This is a genomic window from Streptomyces sp. ISL-99, assembly GCF_018614005.1.
GTDB lineage: Bacteria > Actinomycetota > Actinomycetes > Streptomycetales > Streptomycetaceae > Streptomyces > Streptomyces flavidovirens.
Map to the genome: position 1 here is coordinate 1 of NZ_JAGGPC010000023.1, position 23,200 is coordinate 23,200.

General features: G+C 69.8%; 29 protein-coding genes, 1 tRNA gene and 1 pseudogene. 20 read left to right on the top strand and 11 right to left on the bottom strand.

Going from position 1 to position 23,200, the window contains the following annotated elements:
• Positions 1 to 446: 446 nt before the first annotated feature.
• Together J7E91_RS14520 and J7E91_RS14525 are read right to left on the bottom strand one after the other, a co-directional pair.
• Entirely contained in the window at positions 447 to 752 is a 306-nt protein-coding gene (locus tag J7E91_RS14520) for a transcriptional regulator (protein ID WP_308376536.1), read from the bottom strand.
• On the bottom strand, positions 749 to 1,300 hold the full coding sequence (locus tag J7E91_RS14525) for a hypothetical protein (protein WP_251015667.1): 552 nt from the start codon (positions 1,298 to 1,300) through the stop codon (positions 749 to 751). Before J7E91_RS14525 ends, J7E91_RS14520 begins: the two co-directional genes overlap by 4 nt.
• Positions 1,301 to 2,328: 1,028 nt before the next feature.
• Between J7E91_RS14525 and J7E91_RS37320 the strand changes: the two are divergent.
• The 4 genes and pseudogenes from J7E91_RS37320 to J7E91_RS14540 all read left to right on the top strand — a co-directional run.
• Positions 2,329 to 2,826 (top strand): annotated as a pseudogene (locus tag J7E91_RS37320) (restriction endonuclease); the annotation flags it as partial.
• Positions 2,827 to 3,051: 225 nt separating this feature from the next.
• Complete coding sequence (locus tag J7E91_RS35950; protein WP_251015668.1) at positions 3,052 to 3,330, top strand: CopG family transcriptional regulator; 279 nt, start codon at positions 3,052 to 3,054, stop codon at positions 3,328 to 3,330.
• The gene (locus J7E91_RS14535; protein WP_214903526.1) at positions 3,327 to 3,752 is read left to right on the top strand and encodes a PIN domain-containing protein; all 426 of its coding nucleotides are present in this window, start codon (positions 3,327 to 3,329) and stop codon (positions 3,750 to 3,752) included. Before J7E91_RS35950 ends, J7E91_RS14535 begins: the two co-directional genes overlap by 4 nt.
• Positions 3,753 to 4,116: 364 nt before the next feature.
• Positions 4,117 to 4,773, top strand: a complete 657-nt coding sequence (locus J7E91_RS14540; protein ID WP_214903927.1) for a GPP34 family phosphoprotein — start codon at positions 4,117 to 4,119, stop codon at positions 4,771 to 4,773.
• Here J7E91_RS14540 and J7E91_RS14545 read toward each other — a convergent pair.
• The 5 genes from J7E91_RS14545 to J7E91_RS14565 all read right to left on the bottom strand — a co-directional run bounded on the left by J7E91_RS14545 (position 4,760) and on the right by J7E91_RS14565 (position 7,329).
• Positions 4,760 to 4,975 carry a hypothetical protein gene (locus J7E91_RS14545; RefSeq protein ID WP_214903529.1) on the bottom strand — a complete coding sequence of 72 codons (216 nt, stop codon included), beginning with the start codon at positions 4,973 to 4,975 and terminating at the stop codon, positions 4,760 to 4,762. The two genes, J7E91_RS14540 and J7E91_RS14545, sit on opposite strands and share 14 nt — an antisense overlap.
• Before the next feature lie 145 nt (positions 4,976 to 5,120).
• Entirely contained in the window at positions 5,121 to 5,657 is a 537-nt protein-coding gene (locus tag J7E91_RS14550) for a GNAT family N-acetyltransferase (RefSeq protein ID WP_214903532.1), read from the bottom strand.
• Positions 5,654 to 6,211 (bottom strand): XRE family transcriptional regulator, encoded by a 558-nt coding sequence (locus J7E91_RS14555; protein ID WP_308376539.1) that lies wholly within the window; start codon positions 6,209 to 6,211, stop codon positions 5,654 to 5,656. Before J7E91_RS14555 ends, J7E91_RS14550 begins: the two co-directional genes overlap by 4 nt.
• Positions 6,208 to 6,702, bottom strand: a complete 495-nt coding sequence (locus J7E91_RS14560) for a DUF6083 domain-containing protein (RefSeq protein WP_214903535.1) — start codon at positions 6,700 to 6,702, stop codon at positions 6,208 to 6,210. Before J7E91_RS14560 ends, J7E91_RS14555 begins: the two co-directional genes overlap by 4 nt.
• Before the next feature lie 126 nt (positions 6,703 to 6,828).
• Positions 6,829 to 7,329, bottom strand: coding sequence for an MmpS family transport accessory protein (locus J7E91_RS14565; RefSeq protein ID WP_214903538.1), 501 nt, complete (start codon positions 7,327 to 7,329; stop codon positions 6,829 to 6,831).
• 195 nt (positions 7,330 to 7,524) lie between these two features.
• Between J7E91_RS14565 and abc-f the strand changes: the two genes are divergently transcribed.
• The 4 genes from abc-f to J7E91_RS14585 all read left to right on the top strand — a co-directional run bounded on the left by abc-f (position 7,525) and on the right by J7E91_RS14585 (position 11,036).
• On the top strand, positions 7,525 to 9,150 hold the full coding sequence (gene abc-f, locus J7E91_RS14570; protein WP_374224705.1) for a ribosomal protection-like ABC-F family protein: 1,626 nt from the start codon (positions 7,525 to 7,527) through the stop codon (positions 9,148 to 9,150).
• A 10-nt stretch (positions 9,151 to 9,160) separates the two neighbouring features.
• Positions 9,161 to 9,751 (top strand): HhH-GPD-type base excision DNA repair protein, encoded by a 591-nt coding sequence (locus tag J7E91_RS14575; RefSeq protein WP_214903541.1) that lies wholly within the window; start codon positions 9,161 to 9,163, stop codon positions 9,749 to 9,751.
• Positions 9,752 to 9,971: 220 nt separating this feature from the next.
• On the top strand, positions 9,972 to 10,274 hold the full coding sequence (locus J7E91_RS14580; protein ID WP_138895407.1) for a type II toxin-antitoxin system VapB family antitoxin: 303 nt from the start codon (positions 9,972 to 9,974) through the stop codon (positions 10,272 to 10,274).
• Positions 10,275 to 10,406: 132 nt separating this feature from the next.
• On the top strand, positions 10,407 to 11,036 hold the full coding sequence (locus J7E91_RS14585) for a LytR C-terminal domain-containing protein (protein WP_214903544.1): 630 nt from the start codon (positions 10,407 to 10,409) through the stop codon (positions 11,034 to 11,036).
• A gap of 27 nt (positions 11,037 to 11,063) precedes the next feature.
• Here the strand turns inward: J7E91_RS14585 and upp are convergent, their stop codons facing one another.
• Entirely contained in the window at positions 11,064 to 11,699 is a 636-nt protein-coding gene (gene upp, locus J7E91_RS14590) for a uracil phosphoribosyltransferase (RefSeq protein WP_028815049.1), read from the bottom strand.
• Between the two features lie 107 nt (positions 11,700 to 11,806).
• On the opposite strand from upp, the gene J7E91_RS14595 reads away from it, so the two are divergent.
• The 9 genes from J7E91_RS14595 to J7E91_RS14635 all read left to right on the top strand — a co-directional run bounded on the left by J7E91_RS14595 (position 11,807) and on the right by J7E91_RS14635 (position 17,107).
• Positions 11,807 to 12,016 carry a hypothetical protein gene (locus tag J7E91_RS14595; protein WP_214903547.1) on the top strand — a complete coding sequence of 70 codons (210 nt, stop codon included), beginning with the start codon at positions 11,807 to 11,809 and terminating at the stop codon, positions 12,014 to 12,016.
• Between the two features lie 185 nt (positions 12,017 to 12,201).
• The gene (locus J7E91_RS14600) at positions 12,202 to 12,756 is read left to right on the top strand and encodes a hypothetical protein (protein ID WP_214903550.1); all 555 of its coding nucleotides are present in this window, start codon (positions 12,202 to 12,204) and stop codon (positions 12,754 to 12,756) included.
• A 74-nt stretch (positions 12,757 to 12,830) separates the two neighbouring features.
• Complete coding sequence (gene tadA / locus J7E91_RS14605; RefSeq protein ID WP_214903553.1) at positions 12,831 to 13,259, top strand: tRNA adenosine(34) deaminase TadA; 429 nt, start codon at positions 12,831 to 12,833, stop codon at positions 13,257 to 13,259.
• A 104-nt stretch (positions 13,260 to 13,363) separates the two neighbouring features.
• Positions 13,364 to 13,450 (top strand) — tRNA-Ser (locus J7E91_RS14610).
• A 94-nt stretch (positions 13,451 to 13,544) separates the two neighbouring features.
• Positions 13,545 to 13,709, top strand: a complete 165-nt coding sequence (locus J7E91_RS14615) for a hypothetical protein (RefSeq protein WP_214903556.1) — start codon at positions 13,545 to 13,547, stop codon at positions 13,707 to 13,709.
• Between the two features lie 9 nt (positions 13,710 to 13,718).
• Entirely contained in the window at positions 13,719 to 14,012 is a 294-nt protein-coding gene (locus J7E91_RS14620) for a Dabb family protein (protein ID WP_214903559.1), read from the top strand.
• 180 nt (positions 14,013 to 14,192) lie between these two features.
• Positions 14,193 to 15,053 (top strand): RNA polymerase sigma factor SigF, encoded by an 861-nt coding sequence (locus tag J7E91_RS14625; protein WP_214903562.1) that lies wholly within the window; start codon positions 14,193 to 14,195, stop codon positions 15,051 to 15,053.
• Between the two features lie 221 nt (positions 15,054 to 15,274).
• Entirely contained in the window at positions 15,275 to 16,138 is an 864-nt protein-coding gene (locus J7E91_RS14630; protein ID WP_028815055.1) for an RNA polymerase sigma factor SigF, read from the top strand.
• 69 nt (positions 16,139 to 16,207) lie between these two features.
• Positions 16,208 to 17,107 carry a hypothetical protein gene (locus J7E91_RS14635; protein ID WP_214903565.1) on the top strand — a complete coding sequence of 300 codons (900 nt, stop codon included), beginning with the start codon at positions 16,208 to 16,210 and terminating at the stop codon, positions 17,105 to 17,107.
• 39 nt (positions 17,108 to 17,146) lie between these two features.
• Here the strand turns inward: J7E91_RS14635 and J7E91_RS14640 are convergent, their stop codons facing one another.
• Complete coding sequence (locus J7E91_RS14640) at positions 17,147 to 17,362, bottom strand: hypothetical protein (protein WP_028815057.1); 216 nt, start codon at positions 17,360 to 17,362, stop codon at positions 17,147 to 17,149.
• A 211-nt stretch (positions 17,363 to 17,573) separates the two neighbouring features.
• Between J7E91_RS14640 and J7E91_RS14645 the strand changes: the two genes are divergently transcribed.
• The 3 genes from J7E91_RS14645 to J7E91_RS14655 all read left to right on the top strand — a co-directional run bounded on the left by J7E91_RS14645 (position 17,574) and on the right by J7E91_RS14655 (position 21,536).
• Positions 17,574 to 18,119, top strand: coding sequence for a MarR family winged helix-turn-helix transcriptional regulator (locus tag J7E91_RS14645; RefSeq protein ID WP_214903567.1), 546 nt, complete (start codon positions 17,574 to 17,576; stop codon positions 18,117 to 18,119).
• 13 nt (positions 18,120 to 18,132) lie between these two features.
• On the top strand, positions 18,133 to 20,550 hold the full coding sequence (locus J7E91_RS14650; RefSeq protein ID WP_214903569.1) for an MFS transporter: 2,418 nt from the start codon (positions 18,133 to 18,135) through the stop codon (positions 20,548 to 20,550).
• Between the two features lie 167 nt (positions 20,551 to 20,717).
• Positions 20,718 to 21,536, top strand: coding sequence for a YceI family protein (locus J7E91_RS14655; RefSeq protein ID WP_214903571.1), 819 nt, complete (start codon positions 20,718 to 20,720; stop codon positions 21,534 to 21,536).
• On the opposite strand, the gene J7E91_RS14660 is transcribed toward J7E91_RS14655, so the two are convergent.
• On the bottom strand, positions 21,533 to 22,330 hold the full coding sequence (locus J7E91_RS14660; protein WP_214903574.1) for a GAF and ANTAR domain-containing protein: 798 nt from the start codon (positions 22,328 to 22,330) through the stop codon (positions 21,533 to 21,535). The genes J7E91_RS14655 and J7E91_RS14660 overlap by 4 nt on opposite strands.
• 40 nt (positions 22,331 to 22,370) lie before the next feature.
• Entirely contained in the window at positions 22,371 to 23,048 is a 678-nt protein-coding gene (locus J7E91_RS14665) for a GAF and ANTAR domain-containing protein (RefSeq protein ID WP_251015671.1), read from the bottom strand.
• Positions 23,049 to 23,200: the final 152 nt, after the last annotated feature.

Sequence of the window (23,200 nt, forward strand, 5' to 3'; positions counted from 1 at the left end):
CCGGTGGCCGTTCGTCTATGCGGGCACCATCCCGATGCCGGAGCAAACCCCCGGATCAGGTCGAACCCGTACACCACTTCCCTGGACGCAACCCTTGAAAACCGTCGTGGCAGCGACGTCGCCGTGGGTTCAAATCCCACACCCCCGCGCAGGTCAGCGTATGCGCTGGCCGAAGGGGTGCCTCTCGATGAGAAGCACCCCTTCTCTGTTTGGCCTGTCTCCCCTTGACCCGCCTCTGTCACGCCGTTGACCAGTGCGCGTAGACCAGGCGTGGACCAGGATTTGACCCACGGAGGCCGGGAACCCGCCGGTCACGCCCCATGCTCAGGCCAGTACGTGGACCGGCCTTGAAAACAGCGGTGCCCTGAAGGAGTCCTCGGAGGTACAAATAACGCAGACGCCCCAACCAAGTCCGCGCTTTCGGCGAACAAGCCATGTGGGCGGCGCTATGGCCCGACGATGGCGCGCAGGGCGGCGAGGTGTGCCTGGTATGTCTCGCGCCCGCGCCGGGTCAGGCGTAGCCAGACGCGTTGGCGGGTGTCGCGCACGGCCTTGCGCTGCTCGACGTAGCCGGCCTCCATCAACACGGTGACGTGCTTGCTCAGCACGGAGGCGGAGACGTCGAGCCGCCGCTGGAGCAGGGCGAACTCGGCCTCGCCGGCCGTGTCGAGCAACGCGCAGATACGCAGCCGGTTGGGCGCGTGGATGGTGGCGTCGAAGCCGTCCATGGGGTCGGTGGCAGCGCTGTTCACGAGGCTTTCCGGTGCATGCGCACGAAGACGAGGTGGAAGGCAATCGACACCGCGGCGCCGACGGCGGAGGCGGCGAACAGCCACAGCGGCTCCCGGCTGGCCCGAAAGGCGAAAGCCGAGCCCACCAGCAGCGCGGGCAGCCCGATCGCGAGCGGCACGGTGGCGCGCTTGGGCAGCACATCCAGGCGCAGCGCCACGCCAGTCTTCTTGCGCCAGTTCACGCCCGCGACCCCGAACAGCACCATGTATGCCGCGGTCATCACCAGCATGATGACGCCCCAGGCGAGGTTGGGAAGCAGCCACCGGGGACTTGCCAGCGTGCCCCCGTAGACCGGTGGTATGGCAGCGATGTACAGCGTGAGCGTGGTGGCGAACCAGCGGGGCCAGGGGGTGGCGGACAAGGCGGCAGCGGATGCCCGGACTTGCTCGGTGTCGGCCAGTGCGGTGCGGGCCTGTTGTGCGGTCGGGCGGATGGCGTCCCCGTTATTTTCCATGATGGAAAGACTAGCGGCGTGTTTCCGATACGGCAAAGCGAAACTTTCCGTCATGGAAGGCCTCCAGCCCTGCGCACGGGGCAGCAGCCAATGGGCTTTCAGCAGCAAGCCAGGCGTCACCCCCTTAGATGCCTCCGCCGGCCGGGTGCGAGCTGTCCCGCAGTGGACCAGGTGTGGACCGCAGATTGGTTTGGGGTCGGTGGGAACCTCGTCCTTGCAGGTCACAGCAAGGGGCGTCCTTCTTGTCAGCACCCTCTTGAAAACCGACTTGGCAACGCCATGGTCAGAAGTCGTTGCGGAGGCGCTCACAGTCTCAACGGCAGTCTCATCCGCACAGGTTCAGGGCCGTACAGTGGGTTGTTGATCGGTAGCAAGACAGCGGGTGTGAACGAGGTCGAACGACTCTGAACTGAACCATGCAGAGTTGGAAAGCGTGTTGGGGGCAACCCCTCACGAGTTCGAATCTCGTATCCTCCGCACTCGCCCGCCAGGGCGAACGAGAGCCCCGACCGGAATCCGGTCGGGGCTCTCGTTGTCTTGTGGCTGCAGTTGCATGGGTTGAGCCGACCGTCGCCCTCGGCAGCACGCCCCTCGCCCGCTCACGATCCGGTGACTGTCCGCACTGCATCACAATCAAAGGGTCGCCGCATGCGCGAATCGCCTGAATCGCTAGATGTAGCACATCTTGCGTAGGCACCATAGGTGTACGGACAGGGACGCCGGGACCTCACCGCCCCCGGACAAGCGCCTCAACTCGGCGCTACTGCGGTACGACAAGCCGCTGTACCGCGACTGGGCGTTCTGGACGACGGTGGGCATGGCCTGCGTGACGGCTTTCGCCATTGGGACGAGCACCGAGCCGACATCACTACCCAGGCGGCTGGACACCCTCCTGGCCGTCATCACCTTCACGGTCCTTTTCGGGGTGGTTCCCGCGTGGCTTCGGTTGCGCATCAGGCGATACCGCGCACATCGCCCTCGCGGACCAGCCCGGCGGCCCCCCCACTCACAAGGACGCCACTACGGCATCCGTTTGGCAGCCTCGGCGGCAGCAGGCACATGCCGCACCGCCAGAGGCTCAAGTGATTCCCTCCGCACCTCCGCCCAGTGCCAGCGCCCCCGTCGCCACGCCCCCTCCAACGGCTAGAAGCGCAGATACATCGGCTGAGCACCTGAGTCACTTGACTCTCCGGTTGGCTTGGGACCGACTGGACGACGACGGATTTGAACGGTTGCTGTTCGACCTGCTTCGCAGCTTTCCTGAGCACCGGAACGTGCAGTTGCTCTCTCATACGCGGGCCGCGGACCGCGGACGTGACTTGTCGATGGATCGCGTATTCCATGACAGCACCGGTGGCACCCGCAGCGAACGAGTCATCGTCCAAGCGAAGCACTGGCTGCGGAAGCCCGTGAACCTACCAGCGGTTTCGGCGACGGTGGCAGCGGTGAAGCTGTGGGAGCCGCCAGCCGTCAGGATCCTGATCTTTGCGACGAGCGGGCGTTTCTCTGCGGACGCTGTGAGATGGGTGGAGCAGCACAACGACAGCGGAGCCGCACCGGTCGTGGAGCTGTGGCCTGAGAGCAAGCTCGAAGCGCTCCCTGGCCGCAAAGCCCCACCTCGCTGTGGCCCATGGCCTTCGGTAGCGATCCACTCAATGCCCGTCTCGGCAGAGACCCTCGCACGGTCCACAGCCTGTGCATACGCCTCGGTGAGGGCGGCGGCAACAGCGCCTTGCCCGTGCCGCGCCCCTGGGCGGTCCACAAAAGGTGGTAAGGGGCCCAATACCAGGAGTATGGTCTCCAGTATGGCGACTAAGAAAGTGACGGTAACGATCCCCGAAGATCTACTTGATGAGATCCGCACGGACGCGGCAGAGCGGGGACTCTCGGCGTACGTTGCCGAGGCGCTGCGCTTCAAGCGCGACCGGGACCGGCTGCTGGAGCTGGTCGAGTGGCTGCAGGAAGAACACGGGCCGGTCACCGAAGGCGAACGGGCCACAGCGCTCGAAGGGCTTGAGGATCTCGACGCCGAGCACGAACGCCGACAGGCAGCCCGAAAGCGCAAGGCCGGAGAGGCCGCGTGAAGAAGCGGACCGGTCAGCACGGTCAACGCCCCTTGCGCATCTTCGTACTCGACTGCGAAGCCCTGTCCCTGGCCGTACGCGGCGACCGGAAGATGATCGCCTGGCTCGAGCTCGCGGCCAGAGGTGAAGCCGAGGTGGTGACGTCCCCGATGACGCTGGTCGAGGCATACGACGGCAGAACCACCGAGCAACGCTGGGACTGGGTACTCTCCCGGCTCCAAGTCGCCGATGTCAGCAAGGACGAGGCCCGCCAGGCCCGCCGGCTCCTGGCTGACGCCAAGTTGCACGGCCACAAGTACGCGATCGACGCGGTGCTCGCGGTCACTGCGCGACAGCAGAAAGGTCAAGTCACGGTCTTCACCTCGGATGTGGATGACCTGGAGAAACTGGTACCCGACACCATCGTCGTCAAGAAGGTGTGACCCGATGCCCCCCGGTCTCAGTTCTGGTCGCATTCACCCCCGTCCAGCGCTGTCCGGCACACCCTCCGTCAAGCAAGCTGACGCAGGTCAGGACCCATTACGACCGGCGCTGAGTGCCCGGACGAACACATGGAAGACGTGTTGGGACAACCCCTCACGAGTTCGGATCTCGTATCCTCCGCACTCGCCCGCCAGGGCAGATGAAGGCCCCGATCGGTTCACCGGTCGGGGCCTTCTTCGTTGTGCGGCGCTGGAACGCGTGTGATCTCTGGCGAGTGGGGCGTTCAGGGGGTTCGGGGCGTTCATGATGGGGGGCGGCGCAGGTTGCGCTGGTAGGGACGGGGTTCGGGGAATGGGACAGGGAATGGACTGCACGCTCGGGGAACAGGTCATGCTTCTTTCGCTCGAGGACGACACGGGTGTCGGCCAGGAGGCGATGAGGACGGGTCTGGCTGTGACGGGGGCCGCGTTGGTGGAGTTGGCGCTGCTGGGGCGCGTTGCCGTGACGGGCGACGGCAAGGTCGTGGTGTTGGATCCGGCTCCGGTCGGTGAGCCGGCCTTGGACCCGGTGCTCGGTGCCCTCGCGGGCCGTGACAAGCCGCGCAAGGCCCGCGACTGGGTGGAGCTGCTGCAGAAGGACGCCGTGAACGCGGCGCGTGAGCGGCTGCTGGAGCGGGGGCTGGTGCGTGAGGAGAAGAAGCGGGTCTGGGGCATCTTCCCGACCCGCCGCTACCCGGAGGCCGACGGGAGTGTGGAACGCGAGTTGCGGGACACGCTGGCCTCGGTCGTCCACGAGGGCGCCGAGCCGGACGAGCGGACGGCGGCGCTCCTCGGGCTGCTGCACGGCGCCGGGCTCCAGCAGCTGGCCTTCCCCGACGCGCAGGGCAAGGCGCTCGACCGGCGCCTGACCGAGCTGGCTCAGGGGCAGTGGTCGGTTCCCGTGGTGCGCGACGCCGTGAAGGCGGTGCAGGCCGCTACCACCGCGACGATCGCGGCTGTCACGGCCGTCACTCTGACCTGAGCTGGGCTGAGCCGAGGTGGCTCGGCTGAGTGATGTGAGCTGGGCTGAGCTGGGCTGACGTCTGGAAACGGTTGGCGGCGCCGAGACGGTGCATGAGGTCGGCGATGTACTTGCGGTAGGTACGCACGGACAGGCCGACCTCCCGTGCTCCCGATTCGTCCTTGTCGACCTGGTACATGGTGGCCAGGATCTTCCGCTCCACGTCGGTGAGCTGCGCGCCGGGGTCCGCGGTGAACCCCAGCAGGTCGCGGATGTCGGTTGCGCTCCTGGCCCGCGACCGCGGCTGGATCTGATGCCCCGTCGGTGGCCGGCGCCCCCTCGGGGCGCCCGTCGGGGTGGTCGGCGGCTCAGGACGGTGTGAGGCGCTTGAAGTAGAAGCTGCAGTCCTTGAGGGTGCCGGACGGGTCGCCCGCGTAGTCGGGGACGATGCCGTAGCGCGTCCAGCCGGCGGCGCGGTAGAGGTGATCGGCGGGGCTGCCGGTCTCGGTGTCCAGGAGCAGGAGTGTGGTTCCGGCGCGGGCTGCCGCCTCTTCGGCGGTGGCCAGGAGTGTGCGGCCCAGGCCCTGGCCTCGCGCGTCGCGGTGGACCATCAGCTTGACCAGCTCGGCGCGGTGCCGGCTGTTGGGCTTGGGACTCCGGGCGAGGCTGAAGGTGCCGGCGATACCCCTGGGACCGCGGGCGAGCCAGACGGCGAGGCTGCCGTCGTCCACCGCCGGCTGCTGAGCGCTCCACCAGGCGGCGGCCGCGTCAGGGCCGAAGGGGGCGAGGAAGCCGACGGACGCGTTGCCGTCGACCGTGTCCGCGAGGAGGTCGGCCAGGTCCTTCACGCTGTCGCGGAACTCGTCGGCGGACAGGCGGGATATGGCGTGCGTGACGGCGCTCATGGCAGGACGACCATGACGGCGTAACGGACCGGACCGGGGCCCGGGCAGTGGAACCGTGAAGCGCCCCAGAGCCGGAAGCGCAGGCAGTCCCCGGCGCGGATCTCGTGGACGCCACCGCCCGCGATGACCTCCAGGGCGCCGTCCAGTACCCAGATGTGCTGTTCGATGCCCGGCACGGGCGGTCCTTCGTACGAGATGTCCGCGCCCGGCCGCAGGACGCCCTCGACGATCTCGCCCCGCAGCCCGGGGTGCGGCGGGGACACCGACCGCCGGGTGAAGCCCGACTCCTCGTCGCGCCACACCGACTGACGCTCGGCACGGACCAGTTGCGGCGGCTCGGCTTCCACCTCGGCGAGCAGTCGCGACATCGTCCGCCCGTACGCCGCGCACAGGCTGCCCAGCAGCGCCGCCGTCGGGCTGATCTCGGCGCGTTCCAGCCGCGACAGGGTCGACCGGCTGACGCCCGTACGCCGCGCCAGCTCGTCCAGCGACCAGCCGCGCTCCACGCGGAGTTCGGAGAGCCTGCCTGCCAGGCGGTCGTCGAGGGATTTCACATCTGAGAATATATCTCATATCTGGGAAGCCCCGGTCCCCCGGCCGTGGCCGAGCGGGCCGGGCAGAGGTCGAAGTGGCTGATGCGGCAGGTGTCGGACGGGGACGACGAGCCCAGGTTGACCGCCGTACCGTCGCCCGCGATGCGCCAGCGCTTGCCCGCGGGGACGGCGCCGAGCGGCCGGTCGCCCGGCTCGATCAGGATCCAGCGGCCCCGCACGGTGCGGTGCCAGGTGGCCGGGGCGCCGCACTGTTTGCACGCCGTGGTTCTGGCGGTGCGCGGATCGGGTACGGCCGCCGAGGTGCGTGCCGCGAGTGTCAGCTCGACGGCCGTGGTGGCAAGTACCTCCGCGAGCAGCACCGGTTCACGGCCGGGACGGCTGCCCCCGGTCCGTTCGCACGGGCCGCACAGCGTCATCCCCAGAACCGCCCGCCACCTGCCGCGCGGGACACCGCACGCGTCACATGCGTCGCGCTCGTCGTACGAGACCATGTCCCCACCCTCGAACTGCCCTGTTTACAGCCGACTTGGGCAATCGTTCCACGGGGGTACGACAATCATGCGGCGCACGACGCTTCCGGGGGCCGCGCGCGGCGGACAGCCGACCGGCCCCCGGAGTCAGAAGTCGTCACACGTCGCGGTGGCGAACCTGCCGGTGGCCGTGGCGGTCTGCGGCTCGTTGTCGTCCACCGTCACGGAGCAGGTGGCGGTGCCGCCGGAGGCCCCGGTGGTGACGACGAGCGAGCCGCCCTTCACCAGGCCGGTGGTCTCGACCTCCTCGCGCCACGGGAGCCGGGCGTCGGACACGGTGTGCGACGAGGCGTTCCCGTCCCGCCAGGTCGTGTACGCGATGGTGACGTCCCTCGCGTCGCCGGTGACGGCGTACTTCACCTTCACGGTCCGCGTCGACTCGTCGTCGACCACGGTGGCGATCGTGGCGATGACGGCGATGCAGCCGCCCGCGAAGAGCAGCACCAGGCCGAGGAGGACCCAGGGCCAGATCCGGCGTCTCTTCGGAGGCGGCGGGTAGCCGGCCCACCCGGGCGGGGGCAGGCCGCCATCCGGGGGCCGCGGCCCCCAGCGCGGGCCGTCGGGCGGCGGGGGTGGCGCATCGGACATGGGGCGCGTCCTTCCGGGTCGGTGGCCTGGATGCCTTCCTCACCTCCCGATCATTGGCCGGGTCCGGCTCGCACGCCCACGGGCTTGGGCCGGCGGGATGGCGAGACGGAACGTCTTGCGTAGAGGCAGGGCAGCACTTATTCTCCTTGAGAGACGCAACGTCTCGTCTCATCCCTGACCTGAAGAAGGCTGCTCTTGCTCCGATCCGGCACCCAGCTCGTCCTGTCCGACGTCACCGTGCGCTACGACGACCACGTCGTCCTAGACCGCGTCTCCCTCACCGTCCGGCCCGGCGAGAAAGCCGGCGTCGTCGGCGACAACGGCTCCGGCAAATCCACCCTGCTGCGCCTCCTCGCCGGCACCCGGCAACCCGACAACGGCACCGTCACCGTCACCGCCCCCGGCGGCGTCGGCCACCTCGCCCAGACCCTGGACCTGCCGCCCACCGCCCTGGTCGCGGACGCCGTCGACCGCGCCCTCGCCGGACTGCGGGCGCTGGAGCGGCGCATGAGGCAGGCCGAAGCGGCTCTCGGTCACGCGGGTCCGGACGGGCTCTCGGCATACGCCGCCCTCGTCGCCGAGTTCGAGGCGCGCGGCGGCCACGACGCCGACCGCCGCGTCGACATCACCCTGCGCAGGCTCGGCGAGCGCGCCACCGTCGACCGTGCCCGCCCCCTCGGCACACTCTCCGGCGGGCAGCGCTCCCGGCTCGCGCTCGCCGCGACGCTGGCCGCCGCGCCGGAGGTGCTGCTGCTCGACGAGCCCACCAACGACCTCGACGACGAGGCCGTCGGCTGGCTGGAGGAGCACCTGCGCGCCCACCGTGGCACGGTCGTCGCGGTCACCCACGACCGGATGTTCCTCGACCGGGTCACGACCACCGTGCTGGAGGTGGACCAGGACCAGCGGACGGTACGCCGCTACGGCAACGGCTACAGCGGCTTCCTCACCGCCAAGGCCGCCGCCCGCGCCCGCTGGACCAGGGAGTACGAGCAGTGGCGCGCCGACGTCGCCAGGCGTTCCGCCCTCGCCGAGTCGAACACCGTGCTGCTCGCCGCCATCCCCCGCAAGGCCCCGGCCGCCTTCAGCGGCGCCGGCGCCTTCCGCGCCAGGTCGCGCGCGCACGGTGCGATGAGCCGCATCCGCAGCGCGCGCGAGCAGCTGCACCGGCTGATCGAGCGTCCGGTGCCGCCGCCCCCGCGCCCCCTGCGGTTCACGGCCCGTATCGAGGCCGAGGCGGTGGCAGGGGCGGAGCTGGACGACGTACGCGTGGCGGGACGCCTGCGCGCCGGCTCCCTGCGCATCGCACCCGGCGAGCGCGTGCTCGTCACCGGACCCAACGGCGCCGGCAAGTCCACCCTGCTCCAGGTCCTGGCGGGTGACCTGGCCCCCGACAGCGGTACGGTCACCCGGCCGCCGCGCACCGGCTTCCTGCGCCAGGACGCCTCCCTCGCGGACGCTCTCGACGACGGCCGTACGGTCCTGGAGGCCTTCGGGGCGCCGGAGCGCGCCGACGAACTGCTCGCGCTGGGCCTGTTCCGCGCGGCCGACCTGACGAAGCCCGTACGCACCCTGTCCACCGGCGGCCGCCGCAAGCTCGAACTGGCGCGCCTGGTCACCCGCCCCGTGGACCTGCTGCTGCTCGACGAGCCGACGAACCACCTCGCGCCGGCCCTGGTCGAGGAGCTGGAGGCGGCCCTGGCCGGCTATGCGGGCGCGCTGGTGATCGTGACGCACGACCGGCGGACGCGGGCCGGTTTCGCCGGGACGCGGCTGGAGATGGCGGGCGGTGAGGTGTGCGAAGCCGGCGCGCGTGCGTGATCATCGGAGGATGAGCCCCGATATCCGCCTCGCCCAGCAACCGGAGGCCGACGAACTGCTCGGCCGCAGCCCGCTCGCCGACCTGATCGGCATGCTGCTCGACCAGCAGATCCCCATGGAGTGGGCGTTCGCGGGTCCGTACACGATCGCCCAGCGGCTGGGCGGCGACGACCTCGACGCGCACGAGATCGCCGCGTACGACCCCGAGGCCTTCGCCGGCCTGCTGTCGGCCAAGCCCGCCGTGCACCGCTACCCGGGGTCGATGGCCAAGCGGGTGCAGCAGCTCTGCCAGTACCTGGTCGACGAGTACGACGGCGACGTGACCGCGATCTGGCGCGACGTCGCCACCGGCAAGGAACTGCTGGCCCGCCTGAACGCGCTGCCGGGCTTCGGGAAGCAGAAGTCGCAGATCTTCCTGGCCCTGCTGGGCAAGCAGCTCGGCGTACGCCCGGAGGGCTGGCGGCAGGCGGCGGGCGCGTACGGCGACGAGGGCTCGTACCGCTCGGCGGCGGACATCACGGGCCCGGAGTCACTGGCGAAGGTCCGGGCGTTCAAGCAGCAGGCGAAGGCGGCGGCGAAGAAGCGGGCGCCGGCGAAGTAAACCCTCGGGGAGGCTGTACTCCGAATGGGGGAATGCCTGCCCGGCCCGACGCGCACGGCGGCGCCCCGCCGCAATCACCGCTGTGGGGCCCCCGGAGCCGCCCACATCGCCGGAGCAGGTGGTTCCGCTCATGATTTGCTCCCGTTCTGGCGCTGAACGCGACCTTTGCACACCGCCCTCATGGCTGCGCCGGGAGCCGCTTGCCCGGTAGGCTTTCCGTGTGATCTTCAAGCGCATCGGAAACGGCCGGCCGTATCCCGACCACGGCCGGGAAAGCACCCGGCAGTGGGCGGATGTCGCGCCGCGCCCGGTCCGCCTCGATCAGCTCGTCACCACAAAGGGCCAGCTGGATCTCGAGACACTGCTGGCCGAGGACTCGACGTTCTACGGCGACCTCTTCGCCCACGTCGTGAAGTGGCAGGGCGACCTGTACCTGGAGGACGGACTGCACCGCGCGGTCCGCGCCGCGCTCCAGCAGCGCCAGGTGCTGCACGCGCGCGTCCTCGAACTCGACAGCATGTGAGGGTCGGCGCCGGGCCGCCCGACACCCGCACAGTCGCCCGAACGGCCGCCGTGTTGAGCCTTACGGGTTGCCTGACGCCAAGTCATTGATCATTTAGTAGGCATCGCCACCAAGGCGCACTACGCTGCGCCCATGAGCATGCTGACACCCCCCGGCATGGGCGGAAAATACCGCATTACGGGCGACAAGTTCCCGCGCATGCGACGCCCCCGGAACCGGCGCAGGACCATCCTCGCGGTGGTGGCCTCCCTCATGGCCCTCGGAATGGCCGGCTGGGGGACGCTGCAGCTCATCGAGGTCTTCGGCGGCGGGAAGAAGACCACGGCCGCCGGACGCGGACAGGGCTGCCCGAAGGCCGCCACGCCTTCCGCACCCGTACGCAACGCCGCCCTGCCCAAGCCGGCCAAGATCAAGGTCAACGTCTACAACGCGACCAAGCGCGGCGGTCTCGCCAAGGAGACGGCCGACGAGCTGAAGAAGCGCGGCTTCACGATCGGCAAGGTCGGCAACGCGCCGCCGTTGTACGACAAGAAGGTCAAGGGCACCGGGATACTGCTGGGCGCGCCCAAGGCGGTCTCCGGCGTACTGCCCGTCCTCGGCACGCAGCTCAAGGGCGCCGTGCAGAAGGCCGACGGCCGCAAGGGCACCGACGTGGACCTGATCCTGGGCAACGGCTTCAAGTCCCTGACCACGAAGAAGGACGCGGACAAGGCCCTGGCCGCGCTGGCCAGGCCCGCGCCCGCGCCCTCCGTGAAGTGCTGAGAACGGTGCGTACGGCCGGTCTGTTGACTAGCCCGCGGTGCCGTACATCCGGTCGCCCGCGTCGCCGAGCCCCGGCACGATGTAGCCGTGCTCGTTGAGCCGCTCGTCGACCGAGGCGGTGACGACGGTGACCGGCGTGCCGGCCAGCTCCCGCTCCATGACCTCGACGCCCTCGGGCGCCGCGAGCAGCACGACCGCGGTGACATCGTCCGCGCCGCGCTTGATCAGCTCACGGATCGCCGCCACCAGCGTGCCACCGGTGGCCAGCATCGGGTCCAGGACGTACACCTGGCGGCCGGAGAGGTCCTCCGGCATCCGGGTGGCGTACGTCTCCGCCTGGAGCGTCTCCTCGTTGCGGATCATGCCGAGGAAGCCCACCTCGGCGGTCGGCAGCAGCCGCACCATGCCGTCGAGCATCCCGAGACCGGCCCGCAGGATCGGTACGACGAGGGGGCGGGGGTGGGACAGCTTCACGCCCGTCGTCGCCGTCACCGGGGTCTGGATGTCGACCTGTTCGGTGCGCACGTCCCGGGTGGCCTCGTACGCGAGCAGGGTGACCAGCTCGTCGGCGAGGCGCCGGAAGGTCGGGGAGTCGGTGCGCTTGTCGCGCAGCGTGGTGAGTTTGTGCGCCACCAACGGGTGGTCGACGACGTGGATCCGCATGCCGTCAACAGTAACCGGGCATTACAGGCCGCTCGCGCTGGCATCAACACGCAGGCCGGAGGGAAGGTGGGGTGGGGGACAGACGCGGGCTTGGGGTGGTGTGGCCGATGCCGGACGAGGACCAGGAGCCGGAACAGGACCGAGAACAGGACCAGGAACAGCAGGAAACCATGGGGGAGGCCGACCGCAGGCGGCGGCGCGCCCAGTTCCTGCGCGAGCTGAACGAGGCGAAGGCACTGCGCGAGCGGGTACAGCCGCGCCGGGCCCGGGCGGCCCGGATGCGGCAGCAGATGCGGATGCGCACCTTCCGCTGGTAGGGGCTTTCTCGCAGGACTGGTACACGACGCAAGAGCGGAAGACCTCTCGCGGAACGCTTTCTTCTGCCACGATTCCGAGTGGGCGGGGCTCGGAGCTGCGAAACGGTTTCTCCCCAACCTCAGCGACACCCTCCGGCCGGGAGGAACTCCAACCGGCACTTCTCAAGACCAGTGGGAGAGTCACGGTGTACTTCGCCGCACTGCTCGCGCGCACCGAAGACGGGTGGAAAGCGAGCGACACGGAGCTCGACGACGTGGAAACCTTGTCCGACCTGACCGATCTGGCCCGCGAGGCCACGGTCGACGACGACACGGTGATCGTCTTCATCGAGCAGGAAGACGCATGGTTCGGCCTCGTCCGGGTGGACGGCGAGGAGGACCCTCGTATCTATGTCTCCGACGCGGCCGCGGCCGCTCGTTCCTCGTACGGGGAGATCCTGCTCACCGACGAACTGCTCGGCCGGGAGCCCGAGGACCCGGACGTCCTGGAGGAGCTCGTCGACCTCGACGGCACCGAGGACGGGGAACCGGACGAGGGCCCCGACGACATGGACGACAACGACGAGGAGGAGATCAGGGCGGACGACGGCAGCGTCGTACCGGCTGGTCCGCTCGGGGAGACGGGGATCCTCGCGGACCTCGGCCTCGCCGAGAAGGAACTGCTGGCGCTCGGCACGGACGCACTCGTGGAGATCGCCGACGCGCTGGGCGCGGCCGACGTACTGGAGACCGTCCAGTAGTGAGCCCGGCAGTGACAGACGAACAACGACCGGAGTCGGAGCCCGATCCGGTACGGGACCGGTGGCGGGCGCCCATGCGCCTTGCCCTGGACGAGGCGGCGCGGGCGGCGGAGGCCGGCGATGTGCCGGTCGGCGCCGTCCTGCTCGCTCCCGACGGCTCGCTGCTCGCGGCGGGTCACAACGAGCGGGAGGCGACGGGTGATCCGACGGCGCACGCCGAGGTGCTGGCCGTCCGCAGGGCGGCGCGCGAGCTCGGCGAGTGGCGGCTGACGGGCTGCACACTGGTCGTCACCCTGGAACCGTGCACGATGTGCGCGGGAGCGATCGTGCAGTCCCGGGTGGAGCGGGTGGTCTACGGGGCGCTCGACGAGAAGGCGGGCGCCGCCGGTTCGCTCTGGGACGTCGTACGGGACCGGAGGCTGAACCACCGGCCCGAAGTCATCCAGGGCGTACTCGAAAGGGAGTGCTCGGATCTGCTGACGGCCTTCTTCAGGGACCGCTGAAGACCGCCGCAGAGACCTCTGAAGAGACCGACGCGGAGGCCGCTGAAGGGGCCGCTGAGGAACCGATTTCGGAGCACGGCCCGGCGTGGGCTAAGCTCTCTCTCGGTAGCGTGTCCGAGCGGCCTAAGGAGCACGCCTCGAAAGCGTGTGAGGGGGCAACTCCTCCGTGGGTTCAAATCCCACCGCTACCGCTCAGAACGAAAGCCCCGGCTCCCCGAGTCGGGGCTTTCGCGTTGTGCGGTTAGACTCACGCGACTCACGGGACCGGCAGGGGAGGCCGCACAGATGGTGCAAACGAAGAAGATCGCTGTTTACGTGGTCGCCGTCTTCGCCCTGTACACGATCATCACTTCTCCCAAGCGGGCGACCGATTTCGTCCAGATTGGGTTCGAAGGCGTGTCCAGTGCCGCCCACGGCGTCGGTGAGTTCATGACCCAGCTGATTCAGTAGGAGTGCCCCTTGATCCGCCATCTGGTCCTCTTCAAGCTCAACGAGGGTGTCGAGCGGGACGAGCCGCGCGTGCGCGCCGGCGCGAAGGCCTTCGAAGAGCTCGGCGGGGTCGTTCCCGAGCTGGAGTTCTGGGAATGCGCCTGGAACATCACCGACCGGCCCATCGCGTACGACTTCGCCATCAACTCGGCGGTCCAGGACCGCGACGCGCTGAAGCGGTACATCGAGCACCCGGCCCACCAGGCGGCCGCCGGACAGTGGCGTGAATTCGCCACGTGGGTGATCGCCGACTACGAGTTCTGAGCCCCCGCGCCAGCAGGCCCCGCACCGGTCCGGTGCGGGGTTTTTGCATGTTTAAGACCCAACTTGCCGTCAACACGGAGTTATACGGTGCTTGCACACAGTGCACATGTCTTGTGATGCTATGACCGCTTTTGACGGATGAGTTGATCGTGGTTGACCGAGAAAAGGGGTGGCGTGACCGTGCCGGCCAGTACAGCGCCTCAAGCTCCGCCCCAGCAGCTTCAACCGCTCCCTCCCGAGACCGCCTCCGATCCCCCGGCAGGCGGCACCCGCAAGAGCCGTGGCGCGGACACCAGGGCCCTCACGCAGGTGCTGTTCGCGGAGCTGAAGGGGCTGGAACCGGGCACGCCCGAGCACAACCGCGTGCGCGGCGCGCTCATCGAGGCGAACCTCCCGCTGGTGCGGTACGCCGCGGCCCGGTTCCGCAGCCGCAACGAGCCGATGGAGGACGTCGTACAGGTCGGCACGATCGGGCTGATCAACGCGATCGACCGGTTCGACCCGGACCGCGGCGTGCAGTTCCCGACCTTCGCGATGCCGACCGTCGTGGGCGAGATCAAGCGGTACTTCCGCGACAACGTCAGGACCGTGCACGTGCCGCGCCGGCTCCACGAGCTGTGGGTCCAGGTCAGCGGGGCCACCGAGGACCTCACGACGGCCCACGGGCGCTCCCCCACGACCGCCGAGATCGCCGAGCGCCTGCGCATCTCCGAGGACGAGGTACTGGCCTGCATCGAGGCGGGGCGCTCGTACCACGCGACCTCGCTGGAGGCCGCCCAGGAGGGTGACGGGCTGCCGGGGCTGCTCGACCGGCTCGGGTACGAGGACCCGGCGCTGGCCGGTGTCGAGCACCGCGACCTCGTACGGCATCTGCTCGTACAACTGCCCGAACGTGAGCAACGGATCCTGCTGCTCAGGTATTACAACAATCTGACACAGTCCCAGATCAGTGCCGAACTGGGCGTCTCGCAGATGCATGTGTCAAGACTGCTGGCGAGGAGCTTCGCCCGCCTTCGATCCGCAAATCGAATCGAGGCGTAACCGGATCGGGTAGTACCCGCCCATGGCCGAAAAGCCGCACACCCCCCTTTTCCTGCGCAGATTTGTCGACTTGGCGCTACAGCGTGTTGCCGACATGTGACATTCTGCTGGAACCGCGTTTGCCGCAGCTCCGCCGCCGGTATTCAGGTGGAGGCTGCTTCCTCCGACGGGAGCGCCCGCCGCTACCGTCAGCGACCGCAGTCGACCGAAAGGGGGCTGGCATGTCCGCAGAACAGGGCAGCTCGAAGGTGCTCACGAAGGAAGTGCCCGCCGTGCTCGACCAGGTGACGGCTCCTCCGCCGCCGCTGGTGTCGCAGCCGGAAGCCATCGACACCCGCACTCTGTCCCGCTCGCTCTTCCTGCGGCTTGCCGCCCTTGAGAAAGACAGCCCGGACCGTACGTACGTACGGGACACGCTCATCGAACTCAACCTCCCCCTGGTGCGTTACGCCGCGGCCCGGTTCCGCAGCCGCAACGAGCCGATGGAGGACATCGTCCAGGTCGGCACCATCGGCCTGATCAAAGCGATCGACCGGTTCGACTGCGAACGGGGCGTGGAATTCCCGACGTTCGCGATGCCGACGGTCGTCGGTGAGATCAAGCGCTTCTTCCGCGATACCAGTTGGTCGGTACGGGTCCCGCGCCGCCTCCAGGAGCTGCGGCTCGCGCTGACGAAGGCGAGCGACGACCTCGCGCAGAAGCTCGACCGGTCGCCGACCGTCCCCGAACTCGCCGCCGTACTGGGGGTGTCGGAGGAGGATGTCGTCGACGGCCTCGCGGTGGGCAACGCCTACACCGCGAGCTCACTGGACTCGCCCTCCCCGGAGGACGACGGCGGCGAGGGCTCGCTGGCGGACCGGCTCGGGTACGAGGACATGGCGCTGGAAGGCGTCGAGTACCGCGAGTCGCTGAAGCCGCTGCTGGCCAAACTGCCGCCGCGCGAACGCCAGATCATCATGCTGCGGTTCTTCGCGAACATGACCCAGTCCCAGATCGGCGAAGAGGTCGGCATCTCGCAGATGCACGTTTCGCGGCTGCTGACGCGCACGCTGTCACAGCTACGGGAAGGGCTCATCGCGGACTGAGCCCCGGGCGCGGGTTCTTGATGGTGCAGACCGGTTCCTAATTGACGGTGCGTCAGACAAACTGGCGCGATGCGACGTCATGTGCTGACACACGGCCGCCGAGGTGCCGCTACGGGCGCCGCGGCGGTTGTGCTGTGTCTGGGCGGGGTGCTGGCCGCGTGCGGTGGCGGGAGCGGCGGCGACGACGGCTATGCGGCGGTCGGCGCGGCGGGTCCGGGGCCGGAGCGGGCGCCGGGACGGGCCGTACCACCGGAGGGCAAGGTCGAGCTGGTGCCGCTCGACGGGGACAGTACGCCTGGTGCCGGGCGCGGTGGCCGTGGTGGCTCTGGTGACGGGCCGCCCTCCGCCGACGGTGGCGGCGGGGACGCGGGTGGTACGCGCGCGCCCGACGGTGGTGGTGGCAGCGGCCCCGCGACGGAGGGGCCGCCGGCCAAGGGCGGCGGGTCGCGCTCCGGCAAGACGGCCCACGCAAAGCCGCCCGGCGCGCCCGGCGGCAACGAAGACGGCAGTGGAGGTGGTGGCGGCAGCGAAGGCGGCAGTGGCGGTGGTACGTCGACGAAGCCGCCGGTGACCGGAGCGCCGGGGGCGCCGGGGAACGGGCCGGGGCCGGGGACCGGCTCCGGGGGCGCCTCCCACGCGCCGCCCCCTGCGCCGCCCGCCGGGCCCGCCGTACTCAAGCTCGGCGACCCGCTGCTCGCGCCCGGCGACAAGCGCTGGTGCGAGCAGGTGACCGTGCCGTTCCGCAACACCGGGCAGTCAGCGGTCCGTTCGGGCACCGTGACCTTCGGAACGCACATCATCGGCGCGCTCGGCGTGGACTGGGACACCAGGTGGTCGACCCAGCCGCTGCCCGGGCCGATCGCCGCGGGCGCGGCCGTGAGGAAGACGTACACCGTGTGTGTGGACGCCTGGCGGGTGCCCCTGGGTATGCGAGTCGAGACCCAGGAGGTCACCGCCGACTGGAAGTGATCCGCGGAACGGATCAACCGAACGGATCAGCGGAACGGATCAGCCGAACGCGAGCCAGGCGACCGCCGCGAGGATCACGACGACGGCTACGACGCCGACGATCACGCCGGTCTTGGGGCCGCCGGACGCGGCGGCCGCGGCCGGCTGCTGCCGCTGCGGTTCGCCGTCGTCCACGAAGGCGCGGAACATCTGGGTGCTGCCCGCCGGGTCGTGCTGACCCTCGGGACCCTGCGGAGCGTGGGGGTTGTGTGCCATGGGCCACGACCCTAGCGAAGTAGGCCCCCTCAGCACACCCCGGACCCTCCGACGGGCGTGATCTGCGGCTTTACCGGCCGCGCGGACGCCCTTGACCCGCCATGCACGGAGCCTTTTGGGTTCCTTTACTCCGGCAGGCCCGATTTAGTTTGCCTGAAGCAACCAACTACTTCTATGGTTGCCCTAAGCAACAAGATGTTCGGAGGTGCCCATGGCCGCACAGAGTCAGTTCGCGGAACTGGCCCGGCAGCTCAGTGCCATCGGTGCCGTGAAGCGCGATCTCGCACGCGTCCTGCCCGCGCACTGCCCGGCCGGATCGGCCGCCGTGCTCACCCTCCTCGACCGCCACGGCGAGATGCGGATGAGCCGGCTCGCCGAGCTCCTCGCGGTCGACATGTCGGTGACCAGCCGGCACGTGGCGCATGTGGCGGAGCGCGGCTGGATCGACCGGGCCCCCGACCCGTGCGACAAGCGCTCCCGCATCCTGCGGCTCAACCCGGCGGGCAAGGCGCTTCTGGAGGAACTCTCCGAGCGCTACGTCCAGACGCTCGCCGGCGCCCTCGACGACTGGTCCGACGACGAGGTCGGACAGCTCAACACCATGCTGGCCCGCCTGCGCAGCAGTTTTGACTGCCGGGGGTCCGGGGGTCGCCCCCCGGGTCAGCACAGCGGTGACTGCCGGGCCAGGGCCCCGCACCACTTCGAGCACGACACCGCAGCACCAGCAATGCCCGTAACACCCGCAACGCCCGCGTAAGCAAAGGAATTCAATGGCTACGACCACACCGGCCGGTGTGCGGGGCGGCCACGCCAAGCAGGGGTCCCACCACCACTCCTCCGACGGCGCGCCGATGACTCACCGGCAGATCATGGAGGCCCTCACCGGTCTTCTGCTCGGCATGTTCGTCGCGATGCTGTCGTCGACGATCGTGTCCAACGCCCTCCCCGAGATCATCAGGGACCTCGACGGCACCCAGAGCGCGTACACCTGGGTCGTCACCGCCGCCCTGCTGTCCATGACCGTGACCACGCCCCTGTGGGGCAAGCTGGCGGACCTCTTCAGCAAGAAGCTGCTGGTCCAGATAGCCCTGGTCATCTTCGTGATCGGCTCGGCGCTCGCCGGTGTCTCGCAGAACACCGGAACGCTCATCGCCTTCCGCGTGCTCCAGGGCGTCGGCACCGGCGGTCTGGTCGCGCTCTCGCAGATCGTGATCGCCGCGATGATCCCGCCGCGTGAGCGGGGCAGGTACGCCGGCTACATCGGCGCGACGTTCGCCGTCGCCACGGTCGGCGGTCCGCTGCTCGGCGGTGTCATCACCGACACCGACTGGCTGGGCTGGCGCTGGTGCTTCTACGTCGGTGTGCCGTTCGCGGCCATCGCCCTGGTCCTCCTCCAGAAGACCCTCAAGCTCCCGGTCGTGCGCCGCAAGGTGAGGATCGACTGGCTCGGCGCGTTCTTCCTGGCCGCGTCCGTCTCGCTGCTGATGATCTGGGTGACCCTGGCGGGCGACAACTACGACTGGATCTCGTGGCAGACGTACGCCATGGTCGGCGGCTCCATCGTGCTCGGCCTGATCTTCATCCTCGTCGAGACGAAGGCCGCGGAGCCCCTGATCCCGCTGCGCTTCTTCCGTAACCGCACGATCGCGCTCACGTCGTTCGCGAGCCTCTTCGTCGGTGTGGCGATGTTCGGCTCGACGGTCTTCCTGAGCCAGTACTTCCAGCTCGCCCGGGACAAGTCGCCGACGATGTCCGGCGTCATGACGATCCCGATGATCGCCGGCCTCTTCATCTCCTCGACCGTGTCCGGCCAGATCATCACCAAGACCGGCCGCTGGAAGGGCTTCCTGGTCGGCGGCGGTGTCGGACTCGTCGCGGGCCTCGGCCTGCTCAGCACCATCACGTACGACACCGAGTACTGGCAGGTCGCCGTCTACATGGCGGTCCTCGGCCTCGGCCTCGGCATGATGATGCAGAACCTGGTGCTGGCCTCCCAGAACCAGGTCGAGCCGCACGAACTCGGCGCGGCCAGCTCGCTGGTGACCTTCACCCGCTCCCTGGGTGGCGCGGTCGGCGTCTCGGCGCTCGGCGCGGTGCTCTCCAGCCGCATCACCCACTACGTCGAGGACGGCCTCGCCGCGCTCCACATCAAGCCGTCCGCCGCGGGCGGCGGGAACACCATCCCGGACATGGACGCGCTGCCCGCGCCGATCAGGACCGTCATGGAGAGCGCGTACGGAGACGGGGTCGCCGACCTCTTTCTGTACGCCGCGCCCATCGCGCTGGTCGGTCTGGTCCTGGTGCTGTTCGTGAAGGAGGTCGCCTTGAAGTCGTCCAACGACGACGCGGTCCGGACGGCGGAGACCGAGCCGGTGCCCGCCGAGGCGGCAGCCCCCACCGAGGCCGTCGCGGCCCCCCTCGTCACCGGCAAGACCCTGCACGGCACGGTCCGTACCGCCGAGGGAACGGCCGTCCCGCACGCCGCGGTCACGCTCATCTCGCTCGCCGGGCGGCAGCTCGGCCGCGCGGTCGCCCAGGACGGCCGTTACGCACTGGACGCCCCGGCAGCCGGTTCGTACGTCCTGATCGCCTCCGCCGACGGCTTCCAGCCGCAGGCCTCCACGGTGGTCGTGGGTGACGAGCCCGTCGCGTACGACATCCTCCTGTCCGGTACGAGCGGACTCACCGGCACCGTGCGCGCCGCCGACGGCGGCCTGCCGGTCGAGGACGCGATGGTCGTCGTGACCGACGTACGCGGCGATGTGCTGGCGACGGGCAAGTCCGCCGCACAGGGCGAGTTCGTCTTCGACGAGCTGATCCCCGGCACGGTGACCGTCGCGGTGAACGCGGCCGGCTTCCGCCCGACGGCGCTGCCGGTGGAGATCGGCGGCCAGGGCGTCACCCGCGTCGAGGTCGCGCTGCGGTCCGGTGCGCTGGTCCAGGGCACGGTACGCGGCGGCGCCGACCGGCGTCCGCTGGCCGACGCCCGGGTGACGCTGATGGACGCGGCCGGGAACGTGGTCGCCACCTCCACCACCGGGGACGACGGGGCGTACGCCTTCGCCGACCTCGACTCGGGCGAGTACACGGTCGTCGCGACCGGCTACCCGCCGGTGGCCGGAGCGCTCACGGTCGTGGGCCGCGGCGTCGACGGCCACGACATCGAGCTCGCCCACCCGGGCGAGTAATCCAGAGCCCCCGGCCGCGTCGCGGGGGCGCGTCCCGAGCGGAGGCGCGCCACTCGTGTCTCGCGGCCGGTGTGGAACGGGCCCCGGTGGCGGGGCCGACAGGCAGGGGACGCCTGTCGGCCCCGGCCCGGGGCCCTCGTCATTCGTTCGCAAGGAGAGAAAACGGGATGGGACTTCGCGCACAGGTACGGACCCGCGACGGCTGGGCCGTGCAGCACGCGGTGGTGACCGTGACCGACATGACCGGCACGCAGGTGATCCGGGCGGCGGCGGACGAGGAGGGCTCGGTAAGGACCGATGCCCCCTTGCCCGCCGGTCCTTACACGGTGATCGTGACGGCGGCCGGTTACGCCCCCGCCGCGTCCACGGCGTTCGTCACGGCGAGCGGGTGGGCGGAGGCGGGAACGGTCGTACTGGCCCGCCAGGGCGGCGTGGAGCTGCCGCCGCCCGGCACCTGGGCCCTGGACCCCGCGCACTCGTCGGTGGCCGCGGTCGCCCAGCACCTGGGCCTCTCCAGCGTGCACGGCCGGTTCCTCGAATTCGGCGGGCACATCGAGATCGCCGAAGACCTGGAGAAGTCGCGCGTGGAGGCGGTGATCGGTGCGGCGAGCATCGACACGGGCAACGGAATGCGGGACACGCACCTCAAGTCGCCCGACTTCCTGGACGTGGAGCGCTACCCCGAGATCACGTACAGCAGCACGGGCCTGACGCCGGCCGGGCCCGACCGGTGGACGGTGCACGGCGAGCTGTCGCTCCACGGCATCGCCCGCCCGGTCGACCTGGACCTCAGCTACCTGGGCACGGGCCCGGATCCGTGGGGCGGCGTACGGGCTGCCTTCCGGGCGACTGCGGAACTGCGCCGGGACGACTTCGCCATGAACTACAACCAGGTCGTCCAGGCCGGGATCTCGGCGATCGGCGCGACGCTGCGGGTGGAGCTCGACGTACAGGCGGTGCAGGGGGATCGGCTGCCGCAGGCCTAGAGAGGGGCGAGCCGGCCGGGAGGGGGGTCCTCCTGGCCTCGGCTGGTGAAGGAGCCGGGCGGGGGCGGGCCGCCGCCCGCCCCGGCCACCATGTCGTGGCAGAGGTCGCGCAGCTTGACGTTCCGGGCCTGGGAGGCGCGGCGCAGGATGTCCATCGCCTCGTTCGCGGTGCAGCGTCTACTGGCGATGACTATGCCGATCGCCTGGTCGATGACCGAGCGCGAGAGCATCGCGGTCCGCAGGTCGCGCACGGTCTCCGCCTCCTGCTCGATCCGTTCGGCGACGGCGACCGCTCCCGCCGCCTGGGCGGAGAGCCGCCGCGCCATTTCCAGCTGGGTCGCGAAGGCGTCGGGCTTCCCGGAGTAGAGGTTGAGGGCGCCGAGGGAGTGGGAGTTCAGCGCCAGCGGCGTGGCCAGGACGGACCGTGCGCCATGCGCCGCCGCCGCGGCCGGGTACGGGGCCCAGCGCCGCTCCAGGAGCATGTCGGGTACGTAGTTCTCCTCACCGTTCTCCATGCTGCACACGCAGGGCCCGGCCTCGGCGTCGTACTGGAGCAGGTCCAGCTGGAGCGCACCGCCGCTTTCGGCGGCGGCCGTGACCAGGCGGCCGTTGCGGCGCATGGTGATGCTGCACGCGTCCGCGCCGTCCATCGCCCGTACCGCGCGCTCCGTGACGTCCTGGAGGAAGGCATGGAGGCCCCGCCACTCGGCGACGGCGTCCTGGATCGACGCCAAGTCGAATCCGTCGACCCCGCTGCTGCTTGTGCCGTGCGAACTCCGCGCCGTATCCGTCATGCATTCCATCTTCCCGCAATTGCTCCGGTCACGCTCGGTGCTATTCGGTGGCCCTGACTTCGACGATGCGTGACGCAATGTCGCGGAGCTTCACATTGCCTTTCTGAGAGGCGCTTACCAGACGGTCGAAGGCCTGCGCCGCGTCGATGTTCATTCGCCCCATGAGAATGCCGGTGGCCTGTCCGATCACGTCTCGGGTGTGCATGGCCTCGGCGAGCTGTTCCTGTACTTCCACGCTCTCCAGGGCGATACCGAGATGCGCGGAGAACAGTCGACCGGTGCGTACGGATTCGTCGTCGAAGGCGCGCGGCTTGCGCGAGTAGAGCGTCAGCACGCTGAATCTTCGCTGGTGGCCGCGGAGCCGCAGAAACAGGACCGAGCGCAGGCCGCTCCCGGTGAGTACAGCCCCGTGGCCGTCGCATTCGGCGATGTCCGCGATACGCACGACAGGGGTGGTCCACAGTTCCGGCCGGCGCATGGCGCAGCCGGCTCCGCAGCTGGTGGCGGCGTCCACGGTCCGTACGACCTCGTCTGTGCAGGCGACGGTACGGACGCGTCCCGCACGTTCGACGACGGAAATGCCCGCGTGGTCGGCGTCGGGCACGATGTCCGTGGCCAGCCGTACCGCGATCCTCGCCGTCTCCGCGCGCCCATCGGCTTCGTGCAGGGCGATCGCGGCAGCGGCCAACGACTCGGCGAGCGAGCCAGTCGACCCCAAATGGGCAGAATCGTACGAAATCTCCGGAATGTCGGACGCAGTCACCACGAACCTCTTCGGCGAGCATGGCTGAGCGTGCGGCCATGCGCAGGAGAGCTCCGCAGCACATTCCCGACTGCGAGCAAAGGACGAACAGACTCTATCCGCTTCTG

Bases quoted from the DNA above. Each gene is read 5' to 3' on its own strand.
- J7E91_RS14525 (WP_251015667.1), bottom strand. From the start codon at position 1,300: ATGACGGAAAGTTTCGCTTTGCCGTATCGGAAACACGCCGCTAGTCTT.
- J7E91_RS35950 (WP_251015668.1), top strand. From the start codon at position 3,052: ATGGCGACTAAGAAAGTGACGGTAACGATCCCCGAAGATCTACTTGAT.
- J7E91_RS14540 (WP_214903927.1), top strand. From the start codon at position 4,117: ATGGACTGCACGCTCGGGGAACAGGTCATGCTTCTTTCGCTCGAGGAC.
- J7E91_RS14550 (WP_214903532.1), bottom strand. From the start codon at position 5,657: ATGAGCGCCGTCACGCACGCCATATCCCGCCTGTCCGCCGACGAGTTC.
- J7E91_RS14560 (WP_214903535.1), bottom strand. From the start codon at position 6,702: ATGGTCTCGTACGACGAGCGCGACGCATGTGACGCGTGCGGTGTCCCG.
- J7E91_RS14565 (WP_214903538.1), bottom strand. From the start codon at position 7,329: ATGTCCGATGCGCCACCCCCGCCGCCCGACGGCCCGCGCTGGGGGCCG.
- J7E91_RS14575 (WP_214903541.1), top strand. From the start codon at position 9,161: ATGAGCCCCGATATCCGCCTCGCCCAGCAACCGGAGGCCGACGAACTG.
- J7E91_RS14585 (WP_214903544.1), top strand. From the start codon at position 10,407: ATGAGCATGCTGACACCCCCCGGCATGGGCGGAAAATACCGCATTACG.
- upp (WP_028815049.1), bottom strand. From the start codon at position 11,699: ATGCGGATCCACGTCGTCGACCACCCGTTGGTGGCGCACAAACTCACC.
- J7E91_RS14595 (WP_214903547.1), top strand. From the start codon at position 11,807: ATGCCGGACGAGGACCAGGAGCCGGAACAGGACCGAGAACAGGACCAG.
- tadA (WP_214903553.1), top strand. From the start codon at position 12,831: ATGCGCCTTGCCCTGGACGAGGCGGCGCGGGCGGCGGAGGCCGGCGAT.
- J7E91_RS14615 (WP_214903556.1), top strand. From the start codon at position 13,545: ATGGTGCAAACGAAGAAGATCGCTGTTTACGTGGTCGCCGTCTTCGCC.
- J7E91_RS14630 (WP_028815055.1), top strand. From the start codon at position 15,275: ATGTCCGCAGAACAGGGCAGCTCGAAGGTGCTCACGAAGGAAGTGCCC.
- J7E91_RS14635 (WP_214903565.1), top strand. From the start codon at position 16,208: ATGCGACGTCATGTGCTGACACACGGCCGCCGAGGTGCCGCTACGGGC.
- J7E91_RS14640 (WP_028815057.1), bottom strand. From the start codon at position 17,362: ATGGCACACAACCCCCACGCTCCGCAGGGTCCCGAGGGTCAGCACGAC.
- J7E91_RS14645 (WP_214903567.1), top strand. From the start codon at position 17,574: ATGGCCGCACAGAGTCAGTTCGCGGAACTGGCCCGGCAGCTCAGTGCC.
- J7E91_RS14650 (WP_214903569.1), top strand. From the start codon at position 18,133: ATGGCTACGACCACACCGGCCGGTGTGCGGGGCGGCCACGCCAAGCAG.
- J7E91_RS14655 (WP_214903571.1), top strand. From the start codon at position 20,718: ATGGGACTTCGCGCACAGGTACGGACCCGCGACGGCTGGGCCGTGCAG.
- J7E91_RS14660 (WP_214903574.1), bottom strand. From the start codon at position 22,330: ATGACGGATACGGCGCGGAGTTCGCACGGCACAAGCAGCAGCGGGGTC.